Source organism: uncultured Paenalcaligenes sp. (assembly GCF_947630565.1).
Classification (GTDB): Bacteria; Pseudomonadota; Gammaproteobacteria; order Burkholderiales; family Burkholderiaceae_B; genus Paenalcaligenes; species Paenalcaligenes faecalis.
On record NZ_CANRIC010000029.1, the window covers coordinates 1 to 24,995 of the forward strand.

The 24,995-nt window shown below is 48.2% G+C and carries 20 protein-coding genes; 18 read left to right on the forward strand and 2 right to left on the reverse strand.

Features of this window, described 5'->3' with window-relative positions:
- A partial coding sequence (locus Q0Z62_RS06830; RefSeq protein WP_298052589.1) for a hypothetical protein occupies positions 1 to 865 on the reverse strand: 865 nt, incomplete at its 3' end.
- Positions 866 to 920: 55 nt separating this feature from the next.
- On the opposite strand from Q0Z62_RS06830, the gene Q0Z62_RS06835 reads away from it, so the two are divergent.
- The 14 genes from Q0Z62_RS06835 to Q0Z62_RS06900 all read left to right on the forward strand — a co-directional run bounded on the left by Q0Z62_RS06835 (position 921) and on the right by Q0Z62_RS06900 (position 21,263).
- On the forward strand, positions 921 to 2,156 hold the full coding sequence (locus Q0Z62_RS06835) for a lipoprotein-releasing ABC transporter permease subunit (protein ID WP_269902166.1): 1,236 nt from the start codon (positions 921 to 923) through the stop codon (positions 2,154 to 2,156).
- Positions 2,149 to 2,832 (forward strand): ABC transporter ATP-binding protein, encoded by a 684-nt coding sequence (locus tag Q0Z62_RS06840; RefSeq protein WP_298052592.1) that lies wholly within the window; start codon positions 2,149 to 2,151, stop codon positions 2,830 to 2,832. Before Q0Z62_RS06835 ends, Q0Z62_RS06840 begins: the two co-directional genes overlap by 8 nt.
- The gene (locus Q0Z62_RS06845) at positions 2,826 to 3,656 is read left to right on the forward strand and encodes a TatD family hydrolase (protein ID WP_298052596.1); all 831 of its coding nucleotides are present in this window, start codon (positions 2,826 to 2,828) and stop codon (positions 3,654 to 3,656) included. The genes Q0Z62_RS06840 and Q0Z62_RS06845 overlap by 7 nt, the downstream gene beginning before the upstream one ends.
- Before the next feature lie 105 nt (positions 3,657 to 3,761).
- Positions 3,762 to 6,254: a DNA internalization-related competence protein ComEC/Rec2 gene (locus tag Q0Z62_RS06850; RefSeq protein WP_298052599.1), complete on the forward strand. Its 2,493-nt coding sequence runs from the start codon at positions 3,762 to 3,764 to the stop codon at positions 6,252 to 6,254.
- 116 nt (positions 6,255 to 6,370) lie between these two features.
- Positions 6,371 to 7,609, forward strand: a complete 1,239-nt coding sequence (locus Q0Z62_RS06855) for a thiamine pyrophosphate-dependent enzyme (protein ID WP_298052603.1) — start codon at positions 6,371 to 6,373, stop codon at positions 7,607 to 7,609.
- A complete protein-coding gene (locus tag Q0Z62_RS06860; protein ID WP_367180546.1) occupies positions 7,564 to 8,628 on the forward strand; it encodes an alpha-ketoacid dehydrogenase subunit beta in 1,065 nt (354 codons plus the stop codon). Before Q0Z62_RS06855 ends, Q0Z62_RS06860 begins: the two co-directional genes overlap by 46 nt.
- Positions 8,629 to 8,630: 2 nt before the next feature.
- On the forward strand, positions 8,631 to 9,875 hold the full coding sequence (locus Q0Z62_RS06865) for a dihydrolipoamide acetyltransferase family protein (RefSeq protein ID WP_298052611.1): 1,245 nt from the start codon (positions 8,631 to 8,633) through the stop codon (positions 9,873 to 9,875).
- A gap of 94 nt (positions 9,876 to 9,969) precedes the next feature.
- Complete coding sequence (locus Q0Z62_RS06870; protein ID WP_298052614.1) at positions 9,970 to 10,938, forward strand: alpha/beta hydrolase; 969 nt, start codon at positions 9,970 to 9,972, stop codon at positions 10,936 to 10,938.
- Positions 10,939 to 10,941: 3 nt separating this feature from the next.
- Positions 10,942 to 11,772, forward strand: coding sequence for a 3',5'-nucleoside bisphosphate phosphatase (locus Q0Z62_RS06875; RefSeq protein ID WP_298052618.1), 831 nt, complete (start codon positions 10,942 to 10,944; stop codon positions 11,770 to 11,772).
- Between the two features lie 15 nt (positions 11,773 to 11,787).
- The gene (gene greB, locus Q0Z62_RS06880) at positions 11,788 to 12,369 is read left to right on the forward strand and encodes a transcription elongation factor GreB (protein WP_269901843.1); all 582 of its coding nucleotides are present in this window, start codon (positions 11,788 to 11,790) and stop codon (positions 12,367 to 12,369) included.
- 144 nt (positions 12,370 to 12,513) lie between these two features.
- Complete coding sequence (gene purL / locus Q0Z62_RS06885) at positions 12,514 to 16,575, forward strand: phosphoribosylformylglycinamidine synthase (RefSeq protein ID WP_298052621.1); 4,062 nt, start codon at positions 12,514 to 12,516, stop codon at positions 16,573 to 16,575.
- Between the two features lie 42 nt (positions 16,576 to 16,617).
- Positions 16,618 to 18,078, forward strand: coding sequence for an IMP dehydrogenase (gene guaB / locus Q0Z62_RS06890; protein ID WP_269901845.1), 1,461 nt, complete (start codon positions 16,618 to 16,620; stop codon positions 18,076 to 18,078).
- Positions 18,079 to 18,167: 89 nt separating this feature from the next.
- The gene (guaA, locus tag Q0Z62_RS06895) at positions 18,168 to 19,754 is read left to right on the forward strand and encodes a glutamine-hydrolyzing GMP synthase (RefSeq protein WP_269901846.1); all 1,587 of its coding nucleotides are present in this window, start codon (positions 18,168 to 18,170) and stop codon (positions 19,752 to 19,754) included.
- Positions 19,755 to 20,060: 306 nt separating this feature from the next.
- On the forward strand, positions 20,061 to 21,263 hold the full coding sequence (locus Q0Z62_RS06900) for a site-specific integrase (protein ID WP_286597439.1): 1,203 nt from the start codon (positions 20,061 to 20,063) through the stop codon (positions 21,261 to 21,263).
- A 12-nt stretch (positions 21,264 to 21,275) separates the two neighbouring features.
- Here Q0Z62_RS06900 and Q0Z62_RS06905 read toward each other — a convergent pair whose 3' ends face one another.
- On the reverse strand, positions 21,276 to 22,292 hold the full coding sequence (locus Q0Z62_RS06905) for a LuxR family transcriptional regulator (protein ID WP_286597438.1): 1,017 nt from the start codon (positions 22,290 to 22,292) through the stop codon (positions 21,276 to 21,278).
- A 95-nt stretch (positions 22,293 to 22,387) separates the two neighbouring features.
- Here Q0Z62_RS06905 and Q0Z62_RS06910 point away from each other — a divergent pair, with 95 nt between their 5' ends.
- The 4 genes from Q0Z62_RS06910 to Q0Z62_RS06925 all read left to right on the forward strand — a co-directional run bounded on the left by Q0Z62_RS06910 (position 22,388) and on the right by Q0Z62_RS06925 (position 24,216).
- The gene (locus tag Q0Z62_RS06910; RefSeq protein ID WP_286597437.1) at positions 22,388 to 22,615 is read left to right on the forward strand and encodes an AlpA family transcriptional regulator; all 228 of its coding nucleotides are present in this window, start codon (positions 22,388 to 22,390) and stop codon (positions 22,613 to 22,615) included.
- A 4-nt stretch (positions 22,616 to 22,619) separates the two neighbouring features.
- Positions 22,620 to 23,465 (forward strand): helicase RepA family protein, encoded by an 846-nt coding sequence (locus tag Q0Z62_RS06915; protein WP_298052630.1) that lies wholly within the window; start codon positions 22,620 to 22,622, stop codon positions 23,463 to 23,465.
- Positions 23,452 to 23,781, forward strand: a complete 330-nt coding sequence (locus Q0Z62_RS06920; RefSeq protein WP_298052633.1) for a hypothetical protein — start codon at positions 23,452 to 23,454, stop codon at positions 23,779 to 23,781. Before Q0Z62_RS06915 ends, Q0Z62_RS06920 begins: the two co-directional genes overlap by 14 nt.
- Before the next feature lie 75 nt (positions 23,782 to 23,856).
- The gene (locus tag Q0Z62_RS06925) at positions 23,857 to 24,216 is read left to right on the forward strand and encodes a hypothetical protein (protein WP_298052635.1); all 360 of its coding nucleotides are present in this window, start codon (positions 23,857 to 23,859) and stop codon (positions 24,214 to 24,216) included.
- Positions 24,217 to 24,995: the final 779 nt, after the last annotated feature.

The following is a 24,995-nucleotide window of genomic DNA, read 5'->3' on the forward strand; positions in this document are numbered from 1 at the left end:
GGTAGTGGGTCGTATTACTTAACATGAGTGAGGGATTGTGTACAAGTAAAGGGGCAAGCTGTTGATCAATCATGCGTAGCTGCTCAAGCCACCGCCCCCAGTCTTGACGTAATGCAGGCTCACTTAACTCAGTAAAAACCTGCACAGAACTGGCTGGCTGAGGCTGCCACGCATTCGGGCAAAGCCCCCCTACAGGCCACAGGCTATTGATAGGGGGGTAGCCATGTTGCTGGCGCTGTTGATTGATGGGGTGATCAAAATACAGCATTTGAATTTCATTCACAAATCGACGCCAGTCTCGACTACTCGGGTCTTGGTCCCACCAATCGTTAACTGTAGTTCGACTAACCAAAGCACTACTCGCAAAGGAAAGGGGGAGGTCTAAGTCACTAAGTAACTGCCAATGAGTGGCGGACCAAGGTTTGAGCTGAAAGGGAGTGCCTTCGCATAGGGCTTGAGCACTGCGTAGTAAGTCGTGGGATTGTTCTTGGCTAATTAATAGATCCTTTGCGGGGATTAAGGCTGCCCCGTCTCTAGCGGGGGCAATATGCACGAGCTCAACTAACCAAAAAGGTCTATCGGAGGCCAGTTTTGATAGATTTTGTTGTTGTGCTGCTAACAAAAGCGCTAAAGCTGCGTTATGCTTTGCAGTCGATGCGGAAAACTGAGCTTGGTTTACTTGCCAATACTCAAACGCTGTACAACGTGACTGACTTAGGTCTATTGCTGTCATATCACTTTTACTCTGGTCTAGGTAATTGAGTAAAGTGGGGGCATAGTGAGGGAGCTGCTTGATAATTTCAGCAGCAATCGTAGCGGGCGGTAGCCCTTCGGTCAGTACAATATAAGAATTTGCAGCAGTCATTAACGGTACACAGTCTATGTTTTATGAATTTTGGATAGGGGCGCGTTATGCGGGCATGGCGGGCTTCAGTCGTAAAGGCGCAAAGCGTAAGGATCGCTTTGTGTCATTTATTGCCGCTAGCTCAATGACCGGTATTGCCTTAGGGGTGGCCGCACTGATTATCGTTTTATCAGTGATGAATGGGTTTCAGACTCAGGTGCGAGATCGCATGCTATCTGTATTGCCGCATATTGAATTATATGTGAGTGGCGCAAGCCATCAAGAGGTATTGTCAAATTGGAGGCAAGTTGCCGACAAGGCAGAGCAAAATCCACATGTCACCGGAGCAGCCCCTTTCGTGGCATCTCAAGCCATGTTAGTGCGGGGTGATAAGTTAACAGGGGTGCAAATTCGAGGTATTGATCCCGATTTAGAATACTTAGTGTCAGATCTAGCACAGCAAATGATTTTTAATGATTTGTCCGCCTTAAAAGAAGGTGGGTTCGGGATTGTGCTGGGCAATCAGTTGGCTCGCTCTTTGGGTGTGACGGTGGGGGATAGTTTGATGATGATGGCGCCTCAGGGCTCTATCTCTCCAGCGGGTTTTGCGCCTAGAATGCGCCAGTTCCGAGTGGTCGGGTTGTATTCTTCTGGGCATTATGAATACGATGCGAGTCTGGCCTTTGTGTATTATCAAGATGCTGCCCGAGTCTTTAGAGACAGTGGGAATAGCGGAGTACGTTTACGTATTACTGATATGCAGCAAGCCCCAGAGGTCGCGTATCAGCTAGCCGGTCAATTACCTACAGGGGTGTATGTCAATGATTGGACGCAAAATAATAAAACGTGGTTTGCGGCTGTGCAAACGGAAAAGCGCATGATGTTTTTGATTTTGACGTTAATTGTGGCGGTTGCCGCGTTTAACTTGTTGTCCTCTTTGGTGATGGCGGTGAAAGATAAGCGCAGCGATATTGCGATATTACGTAGTTTGGGTGCGACGCCGCGCGAAATTGCCCGAATTTTCTTGGTGCAAGGGGCCATTATTGGCTTTTTAGGAACAGCAATTGGGGTTGGGTTAGGTGCGTTAGTGGCTTATAACATTGATGTGATTGTTCCCTTTTTAGAAAATCTAACCGGTCAGGAATTCTTGCCCCAGCAAATTTATTTTATTAGTCAAATGCCCTCTAATCCGCAGCTAAGTGACATGGTGGTGATTGGTATAACCTCTTTAGTGTTGTCTTTGTTGGCAACGATTTACCCAAGCTGGCGTGCATCACGCTTACAACCTGCACAGGTGTTACGACATGACTAATTCTTTAGTGCTAAATGCTCAACACGTTAAACGCCATTACGAAGATGGCGTGAATCGGGTTGAGGTGCTGCGTGATGTGAACTTACACGTCGCCAAAGGCGAGATGGTCGCTATTGTCGGAGCCTCTGGGTCTGGGAAAAGTACCCTGTTGCACGTGTTGGGTTTGTTAGATAAGCCTAGTTCTGGAACCTTGGAAATTACTGGGCAGCCTACAGACTCACTGAATGAAAAGCAACGCAGCTTAATTCGGAATCAGTCCTTGGGTTTTGTCTATCAGTTTCACCATCTATTACCCGAGTTTACGGCTTTAGATAATGTGGCCATGCCCCTGATTGTACGTCGCATGAGCCGAAAAGAGGCGCGCTCAGAGGCTGAGAAAATCATTGAGCAAGTCGGTCTTGCCCATCGGGCTCATCACTATCCAGGGCAATTGTCGGGCGGAGAGCGACAACGAATTGCGTTGGCGCGTGCTTTGGTGACGCAGCCTGCTTGTGTGTTGGCTGATGAGCCAACGGGAAACTTGGACCGTGAAACGGCTCAAGAGATGTTCACCTTATTGCAAAAAATGAACCGTGAGTTTGGTATTGCCTTTGTGATTGTGACACACGACCCTGCATTGGCAGCATTAGCTCATCGCCAATTATCGATGGATCAAGGTATATTACATGGATGTTAATTGATACGCATTGTCATTTAGACGCTGAGATTTATACAGAGTCCAGCATCGAACTTGTTCAGGCAGCACGACAGAAAGGCGTGCATTATCTGGTCGTGCCTGCGGTAGAGCGGGCCAATTTCTCTGCGGTGCAATCCTTAGCACATCAACACCACGAGGTGACGTATGCGCTGGGTATACACCCTTTATATGTGCCGCAGGCAACAGAATCGGATTTGCACGAATTGGCTCATCACATTGAGCAGTCCATGGCAGATCCTCAGTTCGTCGCCATAGGGGAAATAGGCTTGGATTTTTTTGTGCCAGAGTTATGCACAGAAAGTATGCGTGAAAAACAGGTGTACTTTTATGATCAGCAACTAAAGCTGGCTCAGCAATTTAACTTACCCGTGCTGTTACATGTGCGACGTTCGCAAGACCTGATTTTAAAATATCTGCGTCGTTATCGTGGTGTAACGGGAATTGCTCATGCCTTTAACGGTAGCCTACAGCAAGCACACCAATTTATTGGTTTAGGTTTTGCTTTAGGATTTGGTGGGGCGATGACCTTTACCAGAGCAAAACAAATCCGTCGTTTGGCAGCAGAGGTAGATTTGGCACATATAGTATTGGAAACAGATGCTCCCGATATTGCCCCCGCCTGGCTAGACCCTAAAACAGATCAAAATCAATACAATCGCCCCGCAGAACTTGCGGCTATTGCGCACGTTTTAGCAGACTTGCGGCAAACTGATATTCATGAATTGAAAGCACAAACCTCCCACACTGCTATGCGCGTTTTGCCCCGCTTATCGCAGTGGCATCAAAAGCATACGGGTCAGTAAAACTACGTATGCTAGAAATCCCCTCCTTACGCACCTATAGGTGCGTTTTTTTTTATATGGTAAAGCCCTATCACTACCTAAGAGGTGAGTATGGTGGGGCGAATAATGGCCATGGCTTTTATGCTGGGTACGGGGCTAGTGCAACTAATGGCGCAGTTATGGTCAGAGGGGACGCTGTGGCTTGCTTTGATAGGGCTGTTGGGGCTGCTGGTGGTAAGTGTTTTGCTACGCGCTGTTGTGTGGTTGCGTTGCGGGTGTTTGATTTTTGCTGCTGCCATAGCTGGGTGGGTAAATGCGAGTTGGCAGGCGCAGTCCGTGTTAATGCAGCAATTACCTGTGGCAGAGGAAAACAAACCGTTTAAGCTGGTGGTGCAGATAGAGAGCTTAGTACGCTTGCAGCCAGAGAGCCGCAGTTTTGTTGCACGGGTTTTAGAGGCTAAGCCGGATCATGTGCCTGAGATCATTTCTTTACGCTGGAGCTCCCAAGAGTGGGGTGGGCCCTACGCACAACCCAAAGCACATGACTTTCCACCTTTACAACCTGGTCAAGTTTGGAAAGTCACGTCTTTTTTAAAAACACCGCATGGCGCTAGGAACCTGAACGGCTTTGATTATGAGGGGTATGTGTTTGCTCAAGGGGTTCGAGCGACCGGTGCGATACGGGGTGATCCAGAGCTACTGAGCCCCACCCCGCGGATCAGAAGTATTGGTTTAGCCGCAGCCCAATGGCGTCATCGTTTGCGCGAGACCATGTTGCCACACCTTCGCGATTTACGTTGGGGTGGTGTGATTTTAGCGCTGTCAATTGGCGATCAGGCCAGTATTAGTCCATCGGATTGGCAGGTATTTAATCGCACAGGCCTAACGCATTTGGTTTCTATTAGTGGTAGTCATGTGACGTTGCTGGCAGCGATGAGCGCTTTGTTTTTCGCTTGGATTTGGCGACGACTTCGTTGGAGAGGACAGGCGTTTACTGAATATATACCAGCTGCAGTGGCTGCGGGGTGTTTGGCTTTACTGATTGCTGGGCTGTATAGCTTAACGGCAGGTTGGGAGGTCCCGGCACGACGCACTTTTATTATGTTTGGGGTGACGGTGGTGACCTTGCTATGGCGTTTACCTATGACAATCACCCAGATTATGGCGGCAGCAGTCGTGATCGTGCTGTTATTTGATCCATGGGCTATTTTGGCAAGTGGGTTCTGGCTTTCGTTTGGTGCTGTTTATGTATTGGTGCTTTGCGCGCATTGGACAGGACATGCGATTTGGCAAGGAGGCCAGAGTAAATGGCGCACACATTGGCTGCAGTGGCGGTTGGCAGCGATTTGGCAGTTAGTGATTACGGTTGCCTTATTACCTCCGCTAGCTTTTTTGTTTTTTGAAATTTCACTGGTATCACCCTTATCGAATGCCTACGCGATTCCCTTAATTGGGCTGTTGATTACCCCTCTGGCTTTATTCTTTGCCTTGTTAAGCCTATCTCCCGTTGATTGGCTAACGCAAGGTGTGTTGTGGCTTTGTCATGGTTTGTTAGAGCTGAATATGGTGATGACTGTGTGGCTTAGCGAGCATCCTTTGGCGAGTTTACCTGCGGCACGAGCTCCTGCTTGGGTCCTAGCAGTAGGTTTTGTTGGCATGCTGATTGCTTTACTTCCTAGGGCGTTGCCTTTTGCATGGTTAGGCTGGGGGTTGATTTTGCCAACGTTATTTTGGCGTGATCCTGTTTTAGACTCAGGTGAATGGCGTTTACATGCACTAGATGTGGGGCAAGGCAGTGCCGTAGTCATCGAGACAGCACAACAAGTGTTGGTCTTTGATACGGGGGTGCGACGAGGGCCTCAAAGTGATGAGGGTGAGCGCACGGTGATGCCCTACTTACGCAGTCTAGGTAAAACACAGATTGATGTGCTGGTGTTGTCTCATGCTGATTTGGATCATGTAGGCGGGACGCGTAGCCTACTGCATTTTTTCCCTGTTCAGCAGTCCTTTAGTTCATTTGATTTGACCAAACATATAGCGCGTGAAAGCCGATTGCTCATGCTGGGGCAACAGTCTGTACCGTTGCCCCTGTCTCAGAGTACATGCGCGAGAGGGCAGTCTTGGCAGGTGGATGGTGTGATATTTTCTTTTGTCTGGCCCAGCGCCACCTTATATGCAGCAGATAAAGGCAAAAAAATAGATAAAAATGCCCAAAGCTGTGTTTTGCAAATTACAGGAGCTCATCATCAGGCCCTCTTAACGGGTGATGTGGGTTTAGCCCAAGAAAAGCAGTTAGTCGAGTTAGGACTGGGGGCGCACGATGTTGTAGTGGTGGGGCATCACGGCTCAAAAACGTCCTCGGGCTTAGGCTGGGTGACGCAAATGCAGGCGCAAATTGCCATTGCGCAGGTTGGATGGTGGAGTCGATTTGGTCATCCTCATGCAGAGGTGCAGCAACGTTGGGAGCAGGGCGGTGCGCAGTTTTTGCGTACTGATTTCCATGGGGGAATAGTGGTGCATTCTAGCTCTCAAGGTTTGAAAACCAAGGTAGCACGCTTAGATCAAGGGCGCTATTGGCAAAATCAGGTAGGGCTATTACATGACAAGGGTAATCACTAGGTGTGCTTGCATTGCATATTTTTTGTGGCGCGTTAAAGTGGAATAAGGCCCATAAGGCTCTACATAAAATAAACAAATCAAGTTGAAATCTCCACAAGATTTTTCACGAGGTAACCATGAGACAAACACCATTACGGCTACAGGTTCCAGAGCCGCCAGCTCGACCTGGCTCCCCCAGCGATTTTTCTTATTTGCATCTGCAGCCTGCAGGTGCAGCACCGCGCCCCGATCCCTTAGCCTCTGTTGATGAGTTATTGCCCTTATCCCAAGGCCTTATACGTGTGTTGGATGATCAAGGCCACGCACAGGGCGAATGGGCGACGCATACCGCAGTAGAGCCCTTGCTTTCAGGGCTAAAAACCATGATGTTAATACGCTCCTTTGATGCGCGTATGTTTCATGCTCAGCGCCAAAAAAAACTGACCTTTTACATTCAGTCTTATGGTGAGGAGGCCATTAGTACGGCGCAAACAATGATGCTGGATAAAGGCGATATGCAGTTTCCTTCTTATAGACAGTTAGGGATTTTGCTGGCCCAAGACATGCCGATCGCCGATTTAATGTGTCAGTTGTACTCCAATAGTTGTGACCCCCTAAAGGGAAGACAGCTCCCTGCTTTGTATTCCTTCAAAGACTTTGGTTTCTATTCCATTTCAGGCAATTTAGCGACTCGGTTTTTAATTGGCGTAGGCTGGGCGATGGCCTCTGCGATTAAAGGGGACACAAAAATTGCGGCTTCTTGGATCGGAGACGGTGCGACGGCCGAGGGTGATTTTCAAACGGCACTAACTTTTGCTCAGGTCTATAACGCACCCGTTATTTTGAATGTGGTGAACAACCAATGGGCGATTTCTACGTTCCAAGCGATTGCCGGTGGGGCGGGTAATACTTTTGCTGCCCGTGGTGCTGGCTCTGGTATTGCTTCGTTACGGGTGGATGGTAATGATTTTCTTGCTTGCCTTTCCGCCTCCGCGTGGGCCGCAGAGCGGGCTCGTCAAAACGGGGGGCCAACCCTTATAGAATGGGTGACATACAGAGCTGGACCTCATTCCAGTTCAGACGACCCCAGCAAATATCGCCCTACTGATGAGTGGCAGCATTTTCCATTAGGCTGTCCGATTGAACGCTTGAAAAATTATTTAATTCAGCAAGGACAATGGTCAGAATCAGAGCATAAGGACTACCAGCAACAGGTGGATCAACAAGTGCTTGATGCACAAAAGAAAGCCGAATCTATAGGTGGCTCAATGGAGCAAGCCCATCGTCAACATGCCCAAGCCATGTTCGATGATGTGTATTTTGAAAAGCCATGGCATCTACTCCAACAGGAACAACAGTTCAAGGAGGCGCTATGACGACTCAATCTCTCAGCATGCTCCAAGCGATTCGCTCTGCGTTGGACGTGATGTTGGATCAAGACAGTAATACGGTTATCTATGGTCAGGATGTGGGGTATTTTGGCGGGGTGTTCCGAGCCACAGAAGGCCTACAAAAAAAATATGGTTCGCAGCGTGTTTTTGATGCGCCTATTTCTGAAAGCGGAATTGTAGGCACAGCCATAGGGATGGCTGCTTATGGCTTACGCCCAGTGGTAGAAATTCAGTTTGGTGATTATTTTTATCCGGCTATGGACCAAATCGTATCTGAGCTATCTCGCATTCGTTATCGCTCTGTCAATGATTTTACCGCCCCTGTCACGATACGTATGCCGGTTGGCGGTGGAATCTACGGTGGCCAGACTCATAGCCAAAGCCCCGAAGCGATTTTTACGCATATAGCAGGGCTTCGGACTGTGATGCCGTCGAATCCTATAGAGGCTAAAGGTCTATTAATTGCGGCAATAGAGTCACCTGATCCGGTGATATTTCTAGAGCCGAAGCGTTTGTATAACGGGCCTTTTGATGGTTACTACGATCGAGCTTTACAGTCATGGCGCGATCATGAATTAGCTCAAGTCCCTGATGGTTATTACACGACAGAATTAGACAAGGCCGTGATCCGCCGTGCAGGGGCCGATGTAACGGTGCTGGCCTATGGCACGATGGTGCATGTGGCGTTAGCGGCTGCGCAGGACGCGGGTATTGATGCAGAGGTGATTGATTTACGAACCATTTGGCCTGTCGACATCGAGACCATTGTCAGCTCTGTACATAAAACGGGACGATGTGTGATATTGCACGAGGCGACGCGTACTTCTGGTTTTGGGGCAGAGCTGTCTGCCTTAGTTCAGGAGCATTGTTTTTATAGTTTAGAGGCTCCTATAGAACGGGTCACCGGATGGGATGCGCCTTATCCCCATGCCCACGAGTGGGATTATTTCCCGGGGCCTCAACGCGTTATTAAGGCGTATCAACATGTCATGAAGGGGCTATAAATATGTCTAATTACAGTATTAAAATTCCCGACATTGGCGAGGGGATTACCGAGGTAGAGTTAGTCGAGTGGTTTGTGGCAGTCGGTGAGACAGTCCAAGAGGACCAACAAGTCGCCAGTGTTATGACTGAAAAGGTGTCTGTGGAAATCACTTCGCCTGTCAGTGGTCAAGTTATCTCCTTAGGTGGTCAGGCCGGAGATGTGCTGGCGGTGGGGGCAGACCTAATTCAATTGGAACTAAATGGGGCGTCACCAGCAGTTGATGAGACCCCCACCTTGGAATCCGAGTCCAGTGCCTTGCTTAGTGAATCCTCTAGGACACAACCTGAGATATCAGCGCAGACAGTGGCGGAGCCTACGCCAAGCCTCATGCCAGTAGTGACTACACCGCAGCAGCGTTTATTACAAAAGGTGCAGGCGTCGCCAGCAGTACGTAAGCGCGCAGCAGAATTATCCATCGACCTACAGCAGCTAGCTCAACAATTAGGTAAAACGCAGCTACATCATGCTGACGTAGATCAGGTACTACAACAGAGTGCAGCACCCAGGGCAACTAAGTCGGTTAAAAGCATCCCTATTATTGGATTACGTCGTCAAATTGCTAAGAAAATGCAGGAGTCCTCTCAAAACATTCCTCATTTTAGCTATGTAGAGGCAGTCGATGTGACGGCTTTAGAACAATGGCGGCATCAGTTAAATGCGCAGTGGGGACAAAGTAGAGGGCATTTGACCTTGCTACCTTTTTTAGTTCGAGCTTTATGTTTGGCAATAGAGAAACACCCCGCCATTAACTCGCGTTATAACGCAGAGGATAATGCTCTAGAGCAGTATCAAGATGTGCATGTTGCTATTGCAACTCAAACAGAGCAGGGTTTGATGGTGCCGGTTTTAGAGTCAGCGCAACAGCTATCGTTATGGCAAATGGCAGCTCAGATTCAGACCCTAGCAGAACAGGCTCGCCAAGGCACAGGTTCATTATCAGCCCAGTCTACTCTGACCTTAAGCAGTTTGGGGCCTCTTGGTGGGATAGTCGCTACGCCTATTATTAATGCGCCAGAGGTTGCAATAGTGGGGGTTAATCGACAAGTTCAGCAACCTGTGGTGATTGATGGTGACATTCAGATTAGAACCATGATGAATCTATCGTCTTCCTTTGATCATCGTTTTGTGGATGGTTTGCATGCGGCAGAGTTTATTCAAGAGGTACGCCGTATTTTAGAGTCACCGCAGCTGTATTTAATCCAATAATCTCAACACAAGCTTGAGGGCAAAGTGGGGCGATGGCCCCACTTGTGCGTTACAATGACACGTATTGCTGCTTGTATTGCCAAAGGAGACTTTTATGGTATCAACCCCTGTTGTTCAATCTAGCCCGCGTTTAGATTATGTGGTGTGTTCCAGCCCGTCTGGTGTACATCGCATGGCGTATTGGGAATGGGGTGATCCATCAAATAAAAAAGTATTGCTATGTGTGCACGGTCTAACTAGAACAGGGCGCGATTTTGATGCCTTAGCTCAAGCCTTGAGCTCTGAATACCGTGTTATTTGTCCTGACATCGTTGGCAGAGGTAAATCGGATTTTTTGGTTGATCCTGATTCTTATATCGTCCCCCAATACGTAGCCGATATTTTTACGCTTATCGCACGATTACAACCCACAACGCTTGATTGGGTGGGTACGTCAATGGGCGGTCTCATTGGATTAGGGGTGGCTGGAGCTTTAATCAATTTACAGCGCTTACATGCTTGGGAGACGGACCATATTTTAAATTCAAGTTGGGCTGTACCCTTTAGGCGTATGGTGCTTAATGATGTGGGGCCGGTCATCAGTGCAGAGGGCTTAGCACGTATTGGTAACTATATTGGTGATGAGCTGTTTTTTGATTCTTTTGAACAAGCCGTAGAGCATGCTAAAAAGCAGTGGAAAAGCTTTGGCCCCCATACCCAAGAGCAATGGGAGCACCTGACACGTTACGTCTTTCACCAACAAGATGGGCAGTGGAATCTAACGTATGATTTAGGTATAGCGACCCCATTTAAACGACAATTCATTGAGCAAAACGAGGCGGCTTCAGAACTTTTAGTTCAGGCAGCACAGAAAATCCTTTGGGATGCCTATGAAAGCCTACCGGCTGAAACCTTAATTGTACGTGGGGAAACCTCGGATTTGCTTTCCGATGAGGTCGCTCAGCAAATGCTACAACGTTTGCCCTCAGCGCAGCTCTACCAAGTCGCGGGGGTCGGGCATGCACCGACTTTCATGTCGCCAGATCAGATTGCGGTGCTTAAACGCTTTCTGCTCCAGGAGTAATACATGAACGTAGATTTACATTGTCACTCCACCGTTTCAGATGGGGTCTTAACACCAGATCAAGTCGCCCAACGCGCCCATGAGCACGGGGTTAACCTATGGGCATTAACAGACCACGATGAATTAGCCGGTTTGGCCTTGGCGCAACAGACGGCGACCGACCTAGGTATGCAGTTTATTCCAGGGGTGGAAATCTCGGTAACATGGCTAAATAAAACGGTTCATATCGTAGGGTTAGGGATTGATTACCATAACCCTCAGTTAATCCAATCCTTAGCTCATGTACGTTCTGGGCGTGCACAGCGTGCACATAAAATTGCAGCAGCCTTAGCTGATTTAGGCATAGAAGGTGCCTTCGAGGGGGCGATTCCTTTTGCCAGTAATCCAGAGCTGGTATCTCGTACGCACTTTGCCCGTTTTTTAATACAGCAAGGTCATTGTGCCTCTATGAAAGAGGTATTTGCGACGTACTTAGGGGATACGGGCCCTGCCTATATCCCTATGCAGTGGGCTAGCTTAGAAAATGCGGTACGTTGGATTCACGAAGCGGGTGGTGTGGCGGTGATTGCTCATCCAGGTCGGTACGATTACACCACCTTGCAATTTGATCTGTTATTTGACACGTTTAAAGCCTTAGGTGGGCAGGGCATAGAGGTTGTGACAGGCAGTCATGCGCCAGCGCAATATTTAGAATACGCACAGGTTGCAAAGCGCTATGGTTTTGAGGCCTCATGTGGCTCTGATTTTCATGGCCCCAAAGAGGGGCGTATTGATGTGGGATGTTTACCGCCGTTGCCTACCGGCTTACATCCCATATGGCAACGTTGGATTTAGGTTGATAGGTGAATAATGAGTAAAGCCTTTGTCAAAGAAGATAATGATGATCAGGATGATGATTTGGTTCCCGAGGCTGTTGCTTTGCCAGCAGGAACAAAAAACTATCTGACGGTGTATGGCTATAAAGCCTTACGCGCTGAATTTAAACATTTGGTTAAAACAGAGCGACCAGAGGTGGTGCAGGTGGTGTCATGGGCTGCATCGAATGGGGATCGCTCAGAAAATGGTGATTACATTTACGGTAAAAAACGATTGCGTGAAATTGATCGCCGTATCCGATTTTTAACGAAACGGCTTGAAATTGCCGAAGTCGTTGATCCGGCGTTGCAACCGACCAAAGACCGGGTTTTTTTTGGGGCTACTGTCGTCTATGCTGATCAGGATGGGACTGAGTTTACCGTTACCATCGTAGGCGTAGACGAGGCAGAACCTCTAGAGGGTAAAATTAGCTGGATCTCGCCGGTGGCGCGCGCACTACTGAAAGCCCAAGAGGGGGATGTGGTGACCTTACGCACGCCGGGTGGTTTACAAGAGCTAGATATCCTAGAGGTTTCTTACCCCGATGAGGTGACTGACTTGAGTCACGACGATTAAATTTTGAATAAAGCTGTGGCGTTTTTCTCATGCTTATCGAGAAAACGTGAAAAAATTCCTTTTTGCACTACGTAATAATCCCAGTTTGTTTGTATTGTGGTTAAAATGGCGTGCATTTATAACACTTTTGCATTGGCTCTCATCGTGTCCTCCATTCTCTACTTCTCAGGCTCCTCTGCCTTGCCCGCTTTTCAAAGCGAGCGTCTTCTTAAACGTTTTCAGTCTTTAGATCTTCCAGTCCAAGGTATTGCGGCTTATTACGAATACTATGTTTGGACAGCTGATGGCGGCTTAACTCTAGAACAAAACCAGCAATTGATGGCTCTGCTTGATGATGGGCAGTCTGCCTATGATCTAAAATCGCAGACAAAAGATCAGTTGGTTTTACGGGTTATTCCTCGTTTAGGCACTGTGTCCCCTTGGGCCAGTAAAGCCACTGACATTGCACGTAATTGTGGCTTAAAAACAGTACGTCGTATCGAGCGCGGTATTCGGTATGTGGTAGACCCAAGCCGAGGATTCCTTGGTGCCAAATCATTAGATCAGGCTCAATTGCAACTGATTGCGGCACAACTGCATGATCGCATGACAGAAAGTGTGGTGGATCAGGCCTTTGATGGACAAGCCTTATTTCAAGACTTAGCTCCTAAGGCCATGTTGTCAGTGGACATTTTAGGCCAAGGCATACAAGCCTTAGTGGATGCGAATCAAAATATGGGTCTAGCCTTATCAGAGGATGAGGTTGAGTATTTATTTGATGCATTTACAAAGCTAGGTCGTAATCCACACGACGTAGAATTACTGATGTTTGCGCAAGCGAACAGCGAGCATTGCAGACACAAAATTTTTAATGCTCAGTGGGTGATTGATGGCGAGTCCCAAGACAAAACCTTGTTTGGTATGATTCGCGAAACTCACGCTGCGCAACCACGTAAAACCATTGTGGCTTATGCAGATAACTCTGCCATTATGCATGGTGGTCAGGCCAAGGTGTTCCACGCCAGTTTGCCTGACTCAGCAGCCAAAGGTAGCTATCAGTCCTACGATGCATTGATGCATACCCTCATGAAGGTTGAGACGCATAATCACCCTACCGCGATTGCGCCACATCCCGGCGCTGGGACTGGGTCTGGTGGTGAAATCCGAGACGAAGGTGCTACAGGTCGTGGCTCTCGCCCCAAGGCTGGATTGACAGGCTATACCATTTCCAATTTGCATTTGCCAGATATGGCAGAGCCGTGGGAAAAGGATTCTTATGGTTTCCCTGAACGCATAGCAACGGCCCTTGATATTATGATCGAAGGCCCCTTAGGCGGAGCAGCATTCAATAATGAGTTTGGGCGCGCTAACCTACTAGGTTATATGCGTAGTTTTGAGCAAACCATTGATGGTACTCATTGGGGCTACCATAAACCCATTATGATCGCTGGTGGTTTGGGCGCGATTGATGATCGCCTGACGCACAAAGACCCATTGCCTGTGGGGGCGCTATTGATCCAGTTAGGTGGTCCGGGTATGCGGATTGGGATGGGTGGTGGTGCAGCATCCAGCATGACATCTGGCATGAATTTAGCCGAGCTAGACTTTGACTCGGTACAGCGTGGTAACCCTGAAATGCAACGTCGTGCCCAAGAGGTGATTGATCGTTGTTGGCAGCAGGGTGAAAACAACCCAATTATTGCGATTCATGATGTGGGTGCGGGTGGTTTATCCAACGCCTTTCCCGAGCTTGTGAATGATGCTGAGCGCGGTGCTATTTTTGATTTGACTCATGTTCCCCTAGAGGAATCCGGCCTATCTCCTGCAGAGATCTGGTGTAATGAATCACAAGAACGCTATGTGTTAGCGATTGATGCTAAAGACCTAGAGCGCTTCAAGGCGATCGCAGAGCGTGAGCGTTGTTTATGGGCCGTGGTGGGTGTGGCTACCGAAGAGCGCCAGCTACGAGTCACTTTAGGCGAGGGGATTCCGGGTCATGCGAAAGCAAAAGCAGATGCTCAGACACCCGCGCCAGTCGATATGCCCCTAGAGGTGATTTTAGGTAAAGCGCCGCGTACCTTACGTGATGTAAAACGTGCTGAACCCATCAAAGGCGAGCTGGACTTACCTGTCATTACCTTGGACGAAGCCGTAACGCGCGTTATGCGTCACCCTACCGTTGCGAGTAAAAACTTCTTGATTACGATTGGTGACCGCAGTGTAGGTGGCCTATGTAGCCGAGATCAGTTGGTTGGCCCTTGGCAGATTCCTGTGGCCGATTGTGCGGTAACCTTAGCGGATTACGAGCAAGTACGTGGTGAGTCCATGGCAATGGGTGAGCGTAGTCCTATTGCGGTATTTGATGCGCCAGCCTCGGGCCGTATGGCCGTCACAGAGTCCATCACGAACCTGCTAGCCAGTGATATCCGTAGTTTTGATGATGTTAAGTTATCTGCAAACTGGATGGCAGCATGTGGGGTAGAGGGGCAAGACGCCGCCTTGTTTGATACTGTTACGGCCGTTAGCCAGTGGTGTCAGGAATTAGGCTTGTCTATTCCGGTAGGTAAAGACTCGCTATCCATGCGTACTGCTTGGAAAACGGAAGATGGTCAAGACCGTGATGTGATTGCGCCTGTGTCGTTGGTTGTTACCGCATTTGGTCAGGTAGAGGATGTACGTAAAACATTAACTCCTGAGCTACGGACCCATGCAGACAGTGCTTTGATTTTTATTGACTTGGCAGAGGGCAAGCAGCGTATGGCTGGCTCAGTGTTATGTCATGCATTTAACCAAGTAGGGGCCGAGACTCCTGATTTCTCGAATGCCACCCTACTTAAATCTTTTGCCACTACAGTACGTAGCTTGGCTGATCAAGGGTTGGTTTGGGCCTATCACGATAAATCGGATGGTGGCTTATTTCCCACTGTGGCAGAGATGGCATTTGCTGGGCACACGGGTGTGTCATTGAATATTGATATGTTAACGATTGATCCTCATGCCGCAGATTGGGGTGATTTCAAAATTCGTGCAGATCAGGTCGCAGTGCAGCGTGATGAACTCACACTAAAAGCCTTGTTTAACGAGGAAGCAGGTGCAGTGATTCAAGTTCCTGCCGAGCAACGTGACGCCGTATTACAGCAGCTACGCGAAGCCGGTTTGTCCGCATGCTCTCATGTGATTGGTAAGCCAAACACCACGGATACGATTGAGGTCTATCGCGATGGTGCATGCATTTACCAGACACCGCGTGCTGACTTAGGTAAGGTGTGGTCTGCCATGACGCATCAAATGATGTTGTTGCGTGATAATCCTGCCAGCGCTGATGCCGAACACGCACTTTGGGACGATGTGAATGACCCCGGCTTAAATGCGAAGGTCATTTATAACCCCCAAGAAAATATTGCCGCTCCTTTTATTAATACAGGCGCTCGTCCTAAATTAGCGGTGATGCGCGAGCAGGGCAGCAATAGCCAACTAGAAATGGCATGGGCGTTTGATCAAGCTGGCTTTGAGGTAATCGACCTACCGATGACCGATTTGTTAAGTGGTCGTCGTGACTTGTCGGACTTGAAAGGTATTGTTGCTGCCGGTGGTTTTAGTTACGGTGACGTATTAGGCGCAGGTCAGGGCTGGGCGCGTACTATTCGCTTTAACCCTATGCTCAATGAGCAGTTTGCAGATTTCTTCCAGCGTACAGATACCTTTGCTTTAGGTGTATGTAACGGATGTCAGATGATGGCTGCGTTGGCTCCTATGATTCCGGGTGCAGAAAACTGGCCTTCATTTACGGCCAACCAATCCATGAAATACGAGGCTCGTTTAGCCTCTGTTGAAATTGCTGAGTCTCCTTCTATTTTCTTACAAGGGATGGCGGGTGCTCGTTTGCCTATCGTTGTCTCTCATGGCGAAGGCTTTGCTAATTTTGATGTTCAAGGTGATGCGGCACAGGTGAAATCCATCATGCATTACACAGACAACCGAGGTCAGCGTACGCAACAGTATCCATTTAATCCAAATGGTAGCCCACAGGGGATAGCGGGTGTGACGACGGCAGATGGTCGGTTCACGATTATGATGCCACACCCAGAGCGTGTTATCCGTAATGTGCAGCTGTCTTGGTCCCCAGAGCGTTGGGGCAGTGCGGATGTGGGTGGCGATACAGCTCAAAATGGTGGCCTAACTCCTTGGATGCGTCTGTTCTACAACGCGCGGGTCTGGTTAGGTTAAAAACTTAAGCGTATAATCAGGTTTTGGACGGGATATAAAGACATGCGTCTTATCAAAAAAGCTCTTACATTCGATGATGTGTTATTGGTTCCTGCTTTTTCGCAGATTCTGCCACGTGACACAGATCTTAGCGCGCAATTCTCGCGTGACATTAAACTCAATATTCCTTTGGTGTCCGCCGCCATGGATACCGTTACTGAGGCCCGCTTAGCGATAGCGATGGCCCAAGAAGGTGGTATTGGTGTTATTCATAAAAACCTGACCGCTGAGCAACAAGCTCGCGAGGTCGCTCGTGTTAAACGTCACGAGTTCGGTATTGTGATTGACCCAATTACCGTCACGCCGACCATGAAAGTTCGTGATGCGATCCAGCTCCAAAAGGAAAATGGATTTTCTGGTTTGCCTGTTGTTGAAAATGGCAAATTGGTGGGCATTGTCACGAACCGTGACTTGCGTTTCGAAGATCGCCTTGATTTGGCGATCAGCGAGGTCATGACCACCCAAGAACGTCTTATCACTATGCCAGAGGGCGCAACGCTTAACCAAGCTCAAGCCCTAATGCATAAGCACCGCCTAGAGCGCGTGCTTATTGTGAACGACAACTTTGAGTTACGTGGTTTAGCAACGGTTAAAGATATCGTTAAAAACACAGAACACCCTTATGCATGTAAAGACCAACATGGTCAGTTACGTGTTGCTGCGGCCGTTGGCGTAGGTGGTGATACAGAAATGCGTGTAGACCTGCTTTCCAAAGCCGGTGTAGATGCCATTATTGTTGATACAGCCCATGGTCACTCCAAAGGGGTGATTGATCGAGTACGCTGGGTAAAACAAAACTACCCGCATATTCAGGTAATTGGCGGTAATATTGCTACCGCAGCAGCTGCTTTGGCCTTAGTCGAAGCAGGTGCTGACGGTGTTAAAGTTGGTATTGGCCCCGGTTCAATTTGTACAACACGTATTGTGGCTGGTGTGGGTGTACCTCAGGTTACGGCTATTGCCGATGTCGCCGAAGCCCTTCAGGGCACAGGCGTACCACTGATTGCTGACGGTGGCATTCGTTTTTCTGGTGATGTATCTAAAGCCCTTGCTGCTGGCGCTTCTGCTTGCATGATGGGTGGGTTATTTGCCGGTACCGAAGAAGCCCCAGGTGATGTGGTGTTGTACCAAGGTCGTTCTTACAAGTCCTACCGTGGTATGGGCAGTTTGGGGGCAATGGTAGACGGTTCTGCAGATCGCTACTTCCAAGAAGCCGGCAGCAATGCCGACAAATTGGTTCCCGAAGGCATCGAGGGTCGCGTTCCTTACAAAGGCACTGTATTGGCTATTATCTACCAATTAGTTGGTGGCATTCGTGCCTCTATGGGCTATTGTGGCGCCGCTTCGATTACTGACTTACACGAAAAAGCTGAGTTCGTTGAAATCACAGCCGCTGGTGTACGTGAGTCACACGTCCATGACGTACAAATCACCAAAGAAGCCCCTAACTATCGGGCTGACTAAACGCGTTTAGTCTTGCACTTTATGCTTTAATCGGCCAGGCTGCATAGTATGTGGCTTGGCCGATTGTCTTCTATCTATACAAAATTATCATGCACCAACGCATTCTTATTCTTGATTACGGCTCACAAGTCACTCAATTAATTGCTCGTCGCGTACGCGAAGCGGGCGCTTATTGCGAAATCCATCCTGGCGATGTCAGCGATGAATTCATTCGCTCTCAACCGAACTTACACGGTATTATTTTATCCGGTAGCCATGCTTCGGTTTATGCCGATGATGCCTTACAAGTTCCAACTGCTGTTTTCGAAGCCAATGTACCTGTGCTTGGTATTTGTTATGGCATGCAAGCGATGGCATTGCATTTAGGCGGTAAAACAGAACAAGCTGAACAGCGTGAGTTTGGCTATGCCGAAGTACGGGCCCATGGGCATACTGAACTCTTGAAAGACATCCAAGACTTCGTCACCGCTGACGGTCATGGTATGTTGAAAGTATGGATGTCCCACGGTGACAAGGTCACGGCATTGCCCGAAGGCTTCAAATTGATGGCGTCCACTCCCTCCTGCGCTATTGCAGGTATGGCTGACGAAACTCGTCGTTTCTATGGGGTACAGTTTCATCCCGAAGTCACTCATACAAAACAAGGAGCGGCCATTTTTAACCGTTTTGTACGTGATATTTGTGGTTGTTCAGGTGACTGGAATATGCCTGACTACGTAGAGGAAGCCATTGCGAATATACGCGAGCAAGTTGGCTCCGATCAGGTCATTCTTGGCTTGTCAGGTGGGGTGGATTCCTCTGTGGCCGCGGCGTTGATTCATCGTGCGATTGGTGATCAGTTAACGTGTGTTTTCGTAGACCATGGTTTGTTGCGTCTTGACGAAGGCAAACAAGTTATGGAAACCTTTGCCCAGCATTTCGGCATGAATATCATTCACGTGGATGCATCAGAGCAATTCATGGGAAAATTAGCCGGTGTAACTGACCCAGAGGCAAAACGTAAAATCATTGGTAAAGAATTCGTTGAAATCTTCCAATCCGAAGCCAGCAAACAATCTAACGCCAAATGGTTAGCACAAGGCACCATCTACCCAGACGTGATTGAATCTGCCGCTGCTAAATCCGGCAAAGCCACAGGAATTAAATCACACCACAACGTAGGTGGATTACCCGAAACGCTAAATCTACAGCTCTTAGAACCATTGCGCGAGTTGTTCAAAGACGAGGTACGTAAACTAGGTGTAGCCTTAGGCTTACCTGCAGATATGGTTTACCGTCACCCATTCCCCGGGCCAGGCCTAGGGGTACGTATTTTGGGCGAAGTGAAAAAAGAATACGCCGACTTATTACGTCGTGCGGACGCTATTTTTATCGAGGAATTACGCAATACCGTCGATGCTGAAACAGGCAAAAACTGGTATGACTTGACCTCTCAGGCTTTCACCGTCTTTTTACCAGTAAAAAGCGTAGGCGTTATGGGCGATGCACGCACGTATGAATACGTGGTGGCCTTACGTGCCGTAGAGACCTCTGATTTCATGACTGCCGACTGGGCTGAATTACCCTACGCCTTACTCAAGCGAGTTTCTGGACGTATCATTAACGAAGTACGCGGCATTAACCGCGTAACCTATGACGTATCCAGCAAACCACCCGCAACGATTGAGTGGGAATAGTCACTCGTTAGGTACTAGCTAGCACTAATTAGCAAAAATGAATCATAAGCCCATGTTTACATGGGCTTTTTTGTTTTTTGGTTAAGCACTGTCTAGCAAGATTTAGTAACGCCAAGCACGGTTTGTGTGTGGTATTAAAGTTGGTATTATCATTTTCATGATGCCATGGAGAGACTCGATACCATGCTGCCTTATCTCAATTGGCTATGGTATCAAAACTGACTAACCACTTGATTTTAAACTATAAAAATCTATTTTTTCTGCAGCTTTTAAGCATGGTATCAAAACTTACAAGGAATAAGCTTTATGTTGACCGATACCAAGCTACGTAATATCAAACCTAAAGATAAATTATACAAAGTTAATGACCGAGACGGCCTATATGTCGCTGTTACCCCTGCTGGCACTATCTCGTTTCGTTATAACTACTCTCTCAACGGCAGGCAAGAAACCATTACTTTTGGCCGCTATGGTATCGGTGGTATCACTCTAGCTGAAGCCCGTGAGCGATTGCATGAAGCTAAGAAAATGGTGGCTGATGGTAAATCACCGGCCAAAGAGAAAGCGCGAAGTAAGGCCCGAGTGAAAGACGCTGAGACATTCGGTGCTTGGGCAGAAAAGTGGCTACGGGGTTACCAGATGGCTGACTCCACTCGAGATATGCGCCGTTCGGTGTATACCCGGGAGCTGGAGAAAAAATTTGGCAATCAAAAGCTAGCAGAAATCACCCACGAAGATTTGCGGGCGTTAACCGATACTATTGTGGGGCGAGGGGCGCCTGCTACTGCCGTGCATACCCGTGAAGTTGTGCTTCAGGTGTACCGCTGGGCTATTGAGCGAGGACAGAAGGTAGAGAATCCCGCCGACTTGGTAAGGCCTTCCAGCATTGCCAAGTTTGAGCCACGAGATCGCACTTTGTCACCGGAAGAAATTAAGCTTATGTACCAATACCTAGAGCGTATCGGTACATCACCTACCATACGTGCTGCAATAAAGTTGTTACTGCTGACTATGGTGCGCAAAAGCGAACTGACCAATGCCACCTGGAGTGAAATTAACTTCAGCGAAGCGCTGTGGACCATCCCCAAAGAGCGTATGAAGCGGCGTAATCCCCATTTGGTATTTCTGTCTCGTCAATCTCTGGACATTCTCATTGCCCTGAAGACCTTTTCGGGAGGCTCTGACTATGTGTTGCCGTCTCGTTACGACTCTGACTTGCCTATGAGCAGCGCTACCCTGAATCGCGTGCTGGACATGACTTACAAGCTTGCCCAGAAAGAAGGGCAGATCCTTGCCAAGTTTGGCCCTCATGATCTTCGCCGTACTTCCAGCACGTTACTGCATGAAGCAGGTTATAACACCGACTGGATTGAGAAGTGTCTAGCCCACGAACAAAAAGGTGTTAGAGCGGTATATAACAAAGCAGAGTACCGCGAGCAACGTGCTGCTATGTTGCAAGACTGGGCAGATATGATTGATGAATGGACCGTTAAAAAGCCGTGTGAATAATGCTTACTGTAGTTATTTAATTAGGTTTTCTGAAAGTAAATGAGCATGGAAGCTTTTAATCTCAGGAAGATAACGGAATAGGGGTGGAACAGTAGCTAAATCTCTAAATACTTGCTGGCGAGAAATCCCCAGTATTCGACTAATTTCAGATTGGCTCATTCCATAGCGTTCCAGTAATACTATTTTCTTTTTACGATCAGATAGTTTTGTATCTACCATCAATCGAGCATGATGACGTAGCGCAGCTTCATCCGCAGGCTGAAAGCCATGCTTGTAAACATAATGATGGATGTAGTGGTCTATTAGTACATCGTCCGACTCACCGTAAGAGGTGCTAACTATCGCTGACTGAAAGGTGAGTCTTCTTAGTTCAAGATTAAAGTCGGTTTCTGAACGTTTCGCTGTGCGATATTTAGGGTTCCATTCATTATTCGCTAGCTTTGGCCGATGGTCCACACAATATTGGCTGCTTAGGCGCAAGGTTTTTTGTTTTTCTTTTGGTGATGCGGTTGGCGGGTATAACTCTATTTCATCCAGACCTTCAGCGAATAGTGTGAATTCAGTCAGATTGCCACAAAACTTACAAAATCCCTGTGGGCGGATATTACTCAGCGGGGTGTCTCGTACTTTTGTCTTTATCTGACGTTTGCGTCTACACGCGCCAATTAACCCGTATAAGCTTTCTAACGTTGCAATGAACTGCACATCCAGCTGCGATTGCCCCTCTTTTAGGGGCTTAAATGCGACCAGCAGAGTTCGCTGTAAGCGCGCCATCTTATCGAAACCAAAACTTTCTATGATCTCGCTAAAACTATATTCACTCTCTATGCCCGGAAGATAGTGCAAATAGGACTGTTGCAACGTTTCCGCATAAGCACTAACGCTGGGTTCTATAAGCTCCTTTATTAATCGCAGAGTATGCTTGCTCGTTGCTGTGGAAGACGGTCGCCAGCAAGCCTGAAATTGTTTTATGGCTTCTGCGACAGTGGGGTAGCAATCTTCCCATATAAGAATCGATGGGTTTTTCATGTCATCAATATTAGCCAATTAAGCGTGGGACGCAAGTGCGCATGACCAGGCAATATCAAGCACATATTAGAAAGTGATTGATGGAGGCCTAGATTATGCAAGTAAAAACGAATAGCACGCTGATAAATAAGAAAACACTGTTAAAGATCGTTCCTTTGTCTGACCGTACAATTTATAACCTTGAGCAGCGGGGAGAGTTTCCACGCCGTATTGCTTTAACTAGCCGAAACGTTGTCTGGTATCTATGCGAAGTTGAGGACTGGATTGCATCACGCAAAGCCTTGGGGCTAAGAGCGCATCGTCCCGGACTTAACGGGAGGTAGCAGCATGAATATCGATATTATGCACGCTTTCACAGAGCTGCCATTACCCATTGATTATGTGCTGCCTAACATGATTGCAGGTACGGTAGGCGCATTGGTTTCACCCGGTGGCGTAGGGAAATCAATGCTTGCATTACAACTTGCTACGCAAGTCGCAGGCGGCCCTGATCTACTGGGAGTCGGTGAACTGCCCAAGGGGCAAGTAATCTATTTACCCGCAGAAGATCCGCCTGTGGCAATTCATCACCGTTTATATGCATTGGGGGCACAACTCACCACTAACCAGCAGAGGATAGTAAATGATGGCTTACGGATCGAGCCTTTGGTTGGTAAGTGCCCCGATATCACGCATAAAAGCTGGTTTGATTATCTAAAAAGGGCTGCAGAGGGACGCCGATTAATGCTACTCGATACATTGCGTCGATTCCACCTTGAAGAAGAGAATGCGAGTGGCCCCATGGCGCAGGTTATCGGACGTATGGAGGCCATCGCAGCTGACACCGGATGTTCTATTTTATTTTTGCATCATGCCAGCAAAGGCACTGCAGCGATGGGCTCTGGGGATCAACAGCAGGCTAGTCGTGGTTCGTCCGGATTAGTCGATAATATTCGGTGGCAATCTTATTTGTCTGGAATGACCCAAAGTGAGGCTAAAGACTGGGGCGTAGATGCAGCACAGCGTGGCTACTTTGTGCGCTATGGCGTTAGTAAGGTGAATTATGGCTCTCCTTTTCAAGAGCGCTGGTTTAGACGTCACGACGGAGGAGTATTGAAACCCGCTGTCTTGGAGCGACAGCACCAATTTACGAAGCCGAAAGCCGTTGCAAGGAAAGAGGATGAAAACTGGTAACAAAGTTACTCCTACTAGCACGGCATTACAGGCGCGCGTAATGATCTATCAACCTAGCCAGCGGCCCCGGGAGCGCAAAGGTGAATGGATGGAGACTAGCTTTGGTCGGTGCCGAGTCACAGGAAGACTTGGGCAACGACACGCCGATGTTGTCGAATCAATACTTTACGTGGCCGAGCGTCGCCGTGAGATTTCAGACGGCGGTATAGAGTTGTTGGTCGATCCGGCGAAGCTGCGCCGGATGCTATCTGATAGCCAGTACAGCCATGGTCGTATCAAAAAGCTGCTTGCGGATCTAAGGGCCGTCACTATTTAGATCATCACGCCAGAGCTGGAGCAGACGGGCGACAGCATAATAGGTGGTCTGATTGACCACGTTATACCGTCGACCATGACTCGCCCTGACCCTCTTACGGGCGGTAAGCGCAACTTATGGCGCGTTCGGCTAGGAGTGGCTTTGGTGATGTTATTGGAGCGAGATCTATCACTGTATTACCAGCCAGCACCGCTCGCTCGGCTGCAACATGGTATAAGTCAGGCGCTCGCCCGCTATGTGCTGACCCATAAGTACGACCCGGCTGGGGGCTGGTACCTCGACACGCTGATAAGGGCGGTATGCGGAGATAAAGTCAGCAGCAAAGAAATGTGTAATGCACGCTACAGACTCAAAGCTGATTCTGAGAATTTGCGTGAGATTGGCATAGAACTCAACTCAGAAAATCGGGTTAAACGTCTCACAGCGGCCCGATAGCATCTCACAGCGGCCCGATATTTGAGGGTTTTAGCAGGACCTTCAGGATATCCAGGATATCCTGAAGGTAACAGCCGCTTGAGGCGGCTGCTTACCTTCATGAATAAAGTCCAAAAGGACTTTATTAAACGGCCTGCGGCCTATGTATCAGCACCAAAAAAGAAAATAACTAACCCCCTCTAATCACTAAGTAGCCAAATGGTGTTCAATGTGGCCTATGAGCCCCCTAGAAGCTCGTGGTAGAGCTTTGGTCGTGATCCATAGGTTGTTAGGTGGGTTGTAGCGCTAAAAGCGCTCTTGGGCTTGTTTTCCCTTTTGGTGTTTTAATATGTTTTTGCTTTTTAATTAAAAAATAACTAACCCCCTCTAATCACTAAGCAGCCAAATGGTGTTCAATGCGGCCTGTGAGCCCCCTAGGAGCTCGTAGGGTAGCTTTAAGTATGATCCATAGGTTGTGGGGTGGGTTGTAGTGCTAAAGATGCTCTTAGGCTTGTTTTTCCTTTTGGTGTTTTAATGTGTTTTTGCTTTTAAATAAAAATGAAAGAAAGGATCTTGTTGATGAGCTTCCGCGGTTTGTGGGCATCAGACCGAAGGCCGTTTGCTGCTAAGCAAACTGTCCACAAAAAGCGGCAGCTTGTTATAGGAGAGTTATAGGTAAAAGATTATAGGAATAGTTATAGGGTTAGGGGGGGGGTGATTTAATGTAGTGGTCAAGTATTTCCGGACAGTTGATAGAGTTGTTTTTCTGTTTGTGCGGGAGTTAAGCCGTGATTATAGTG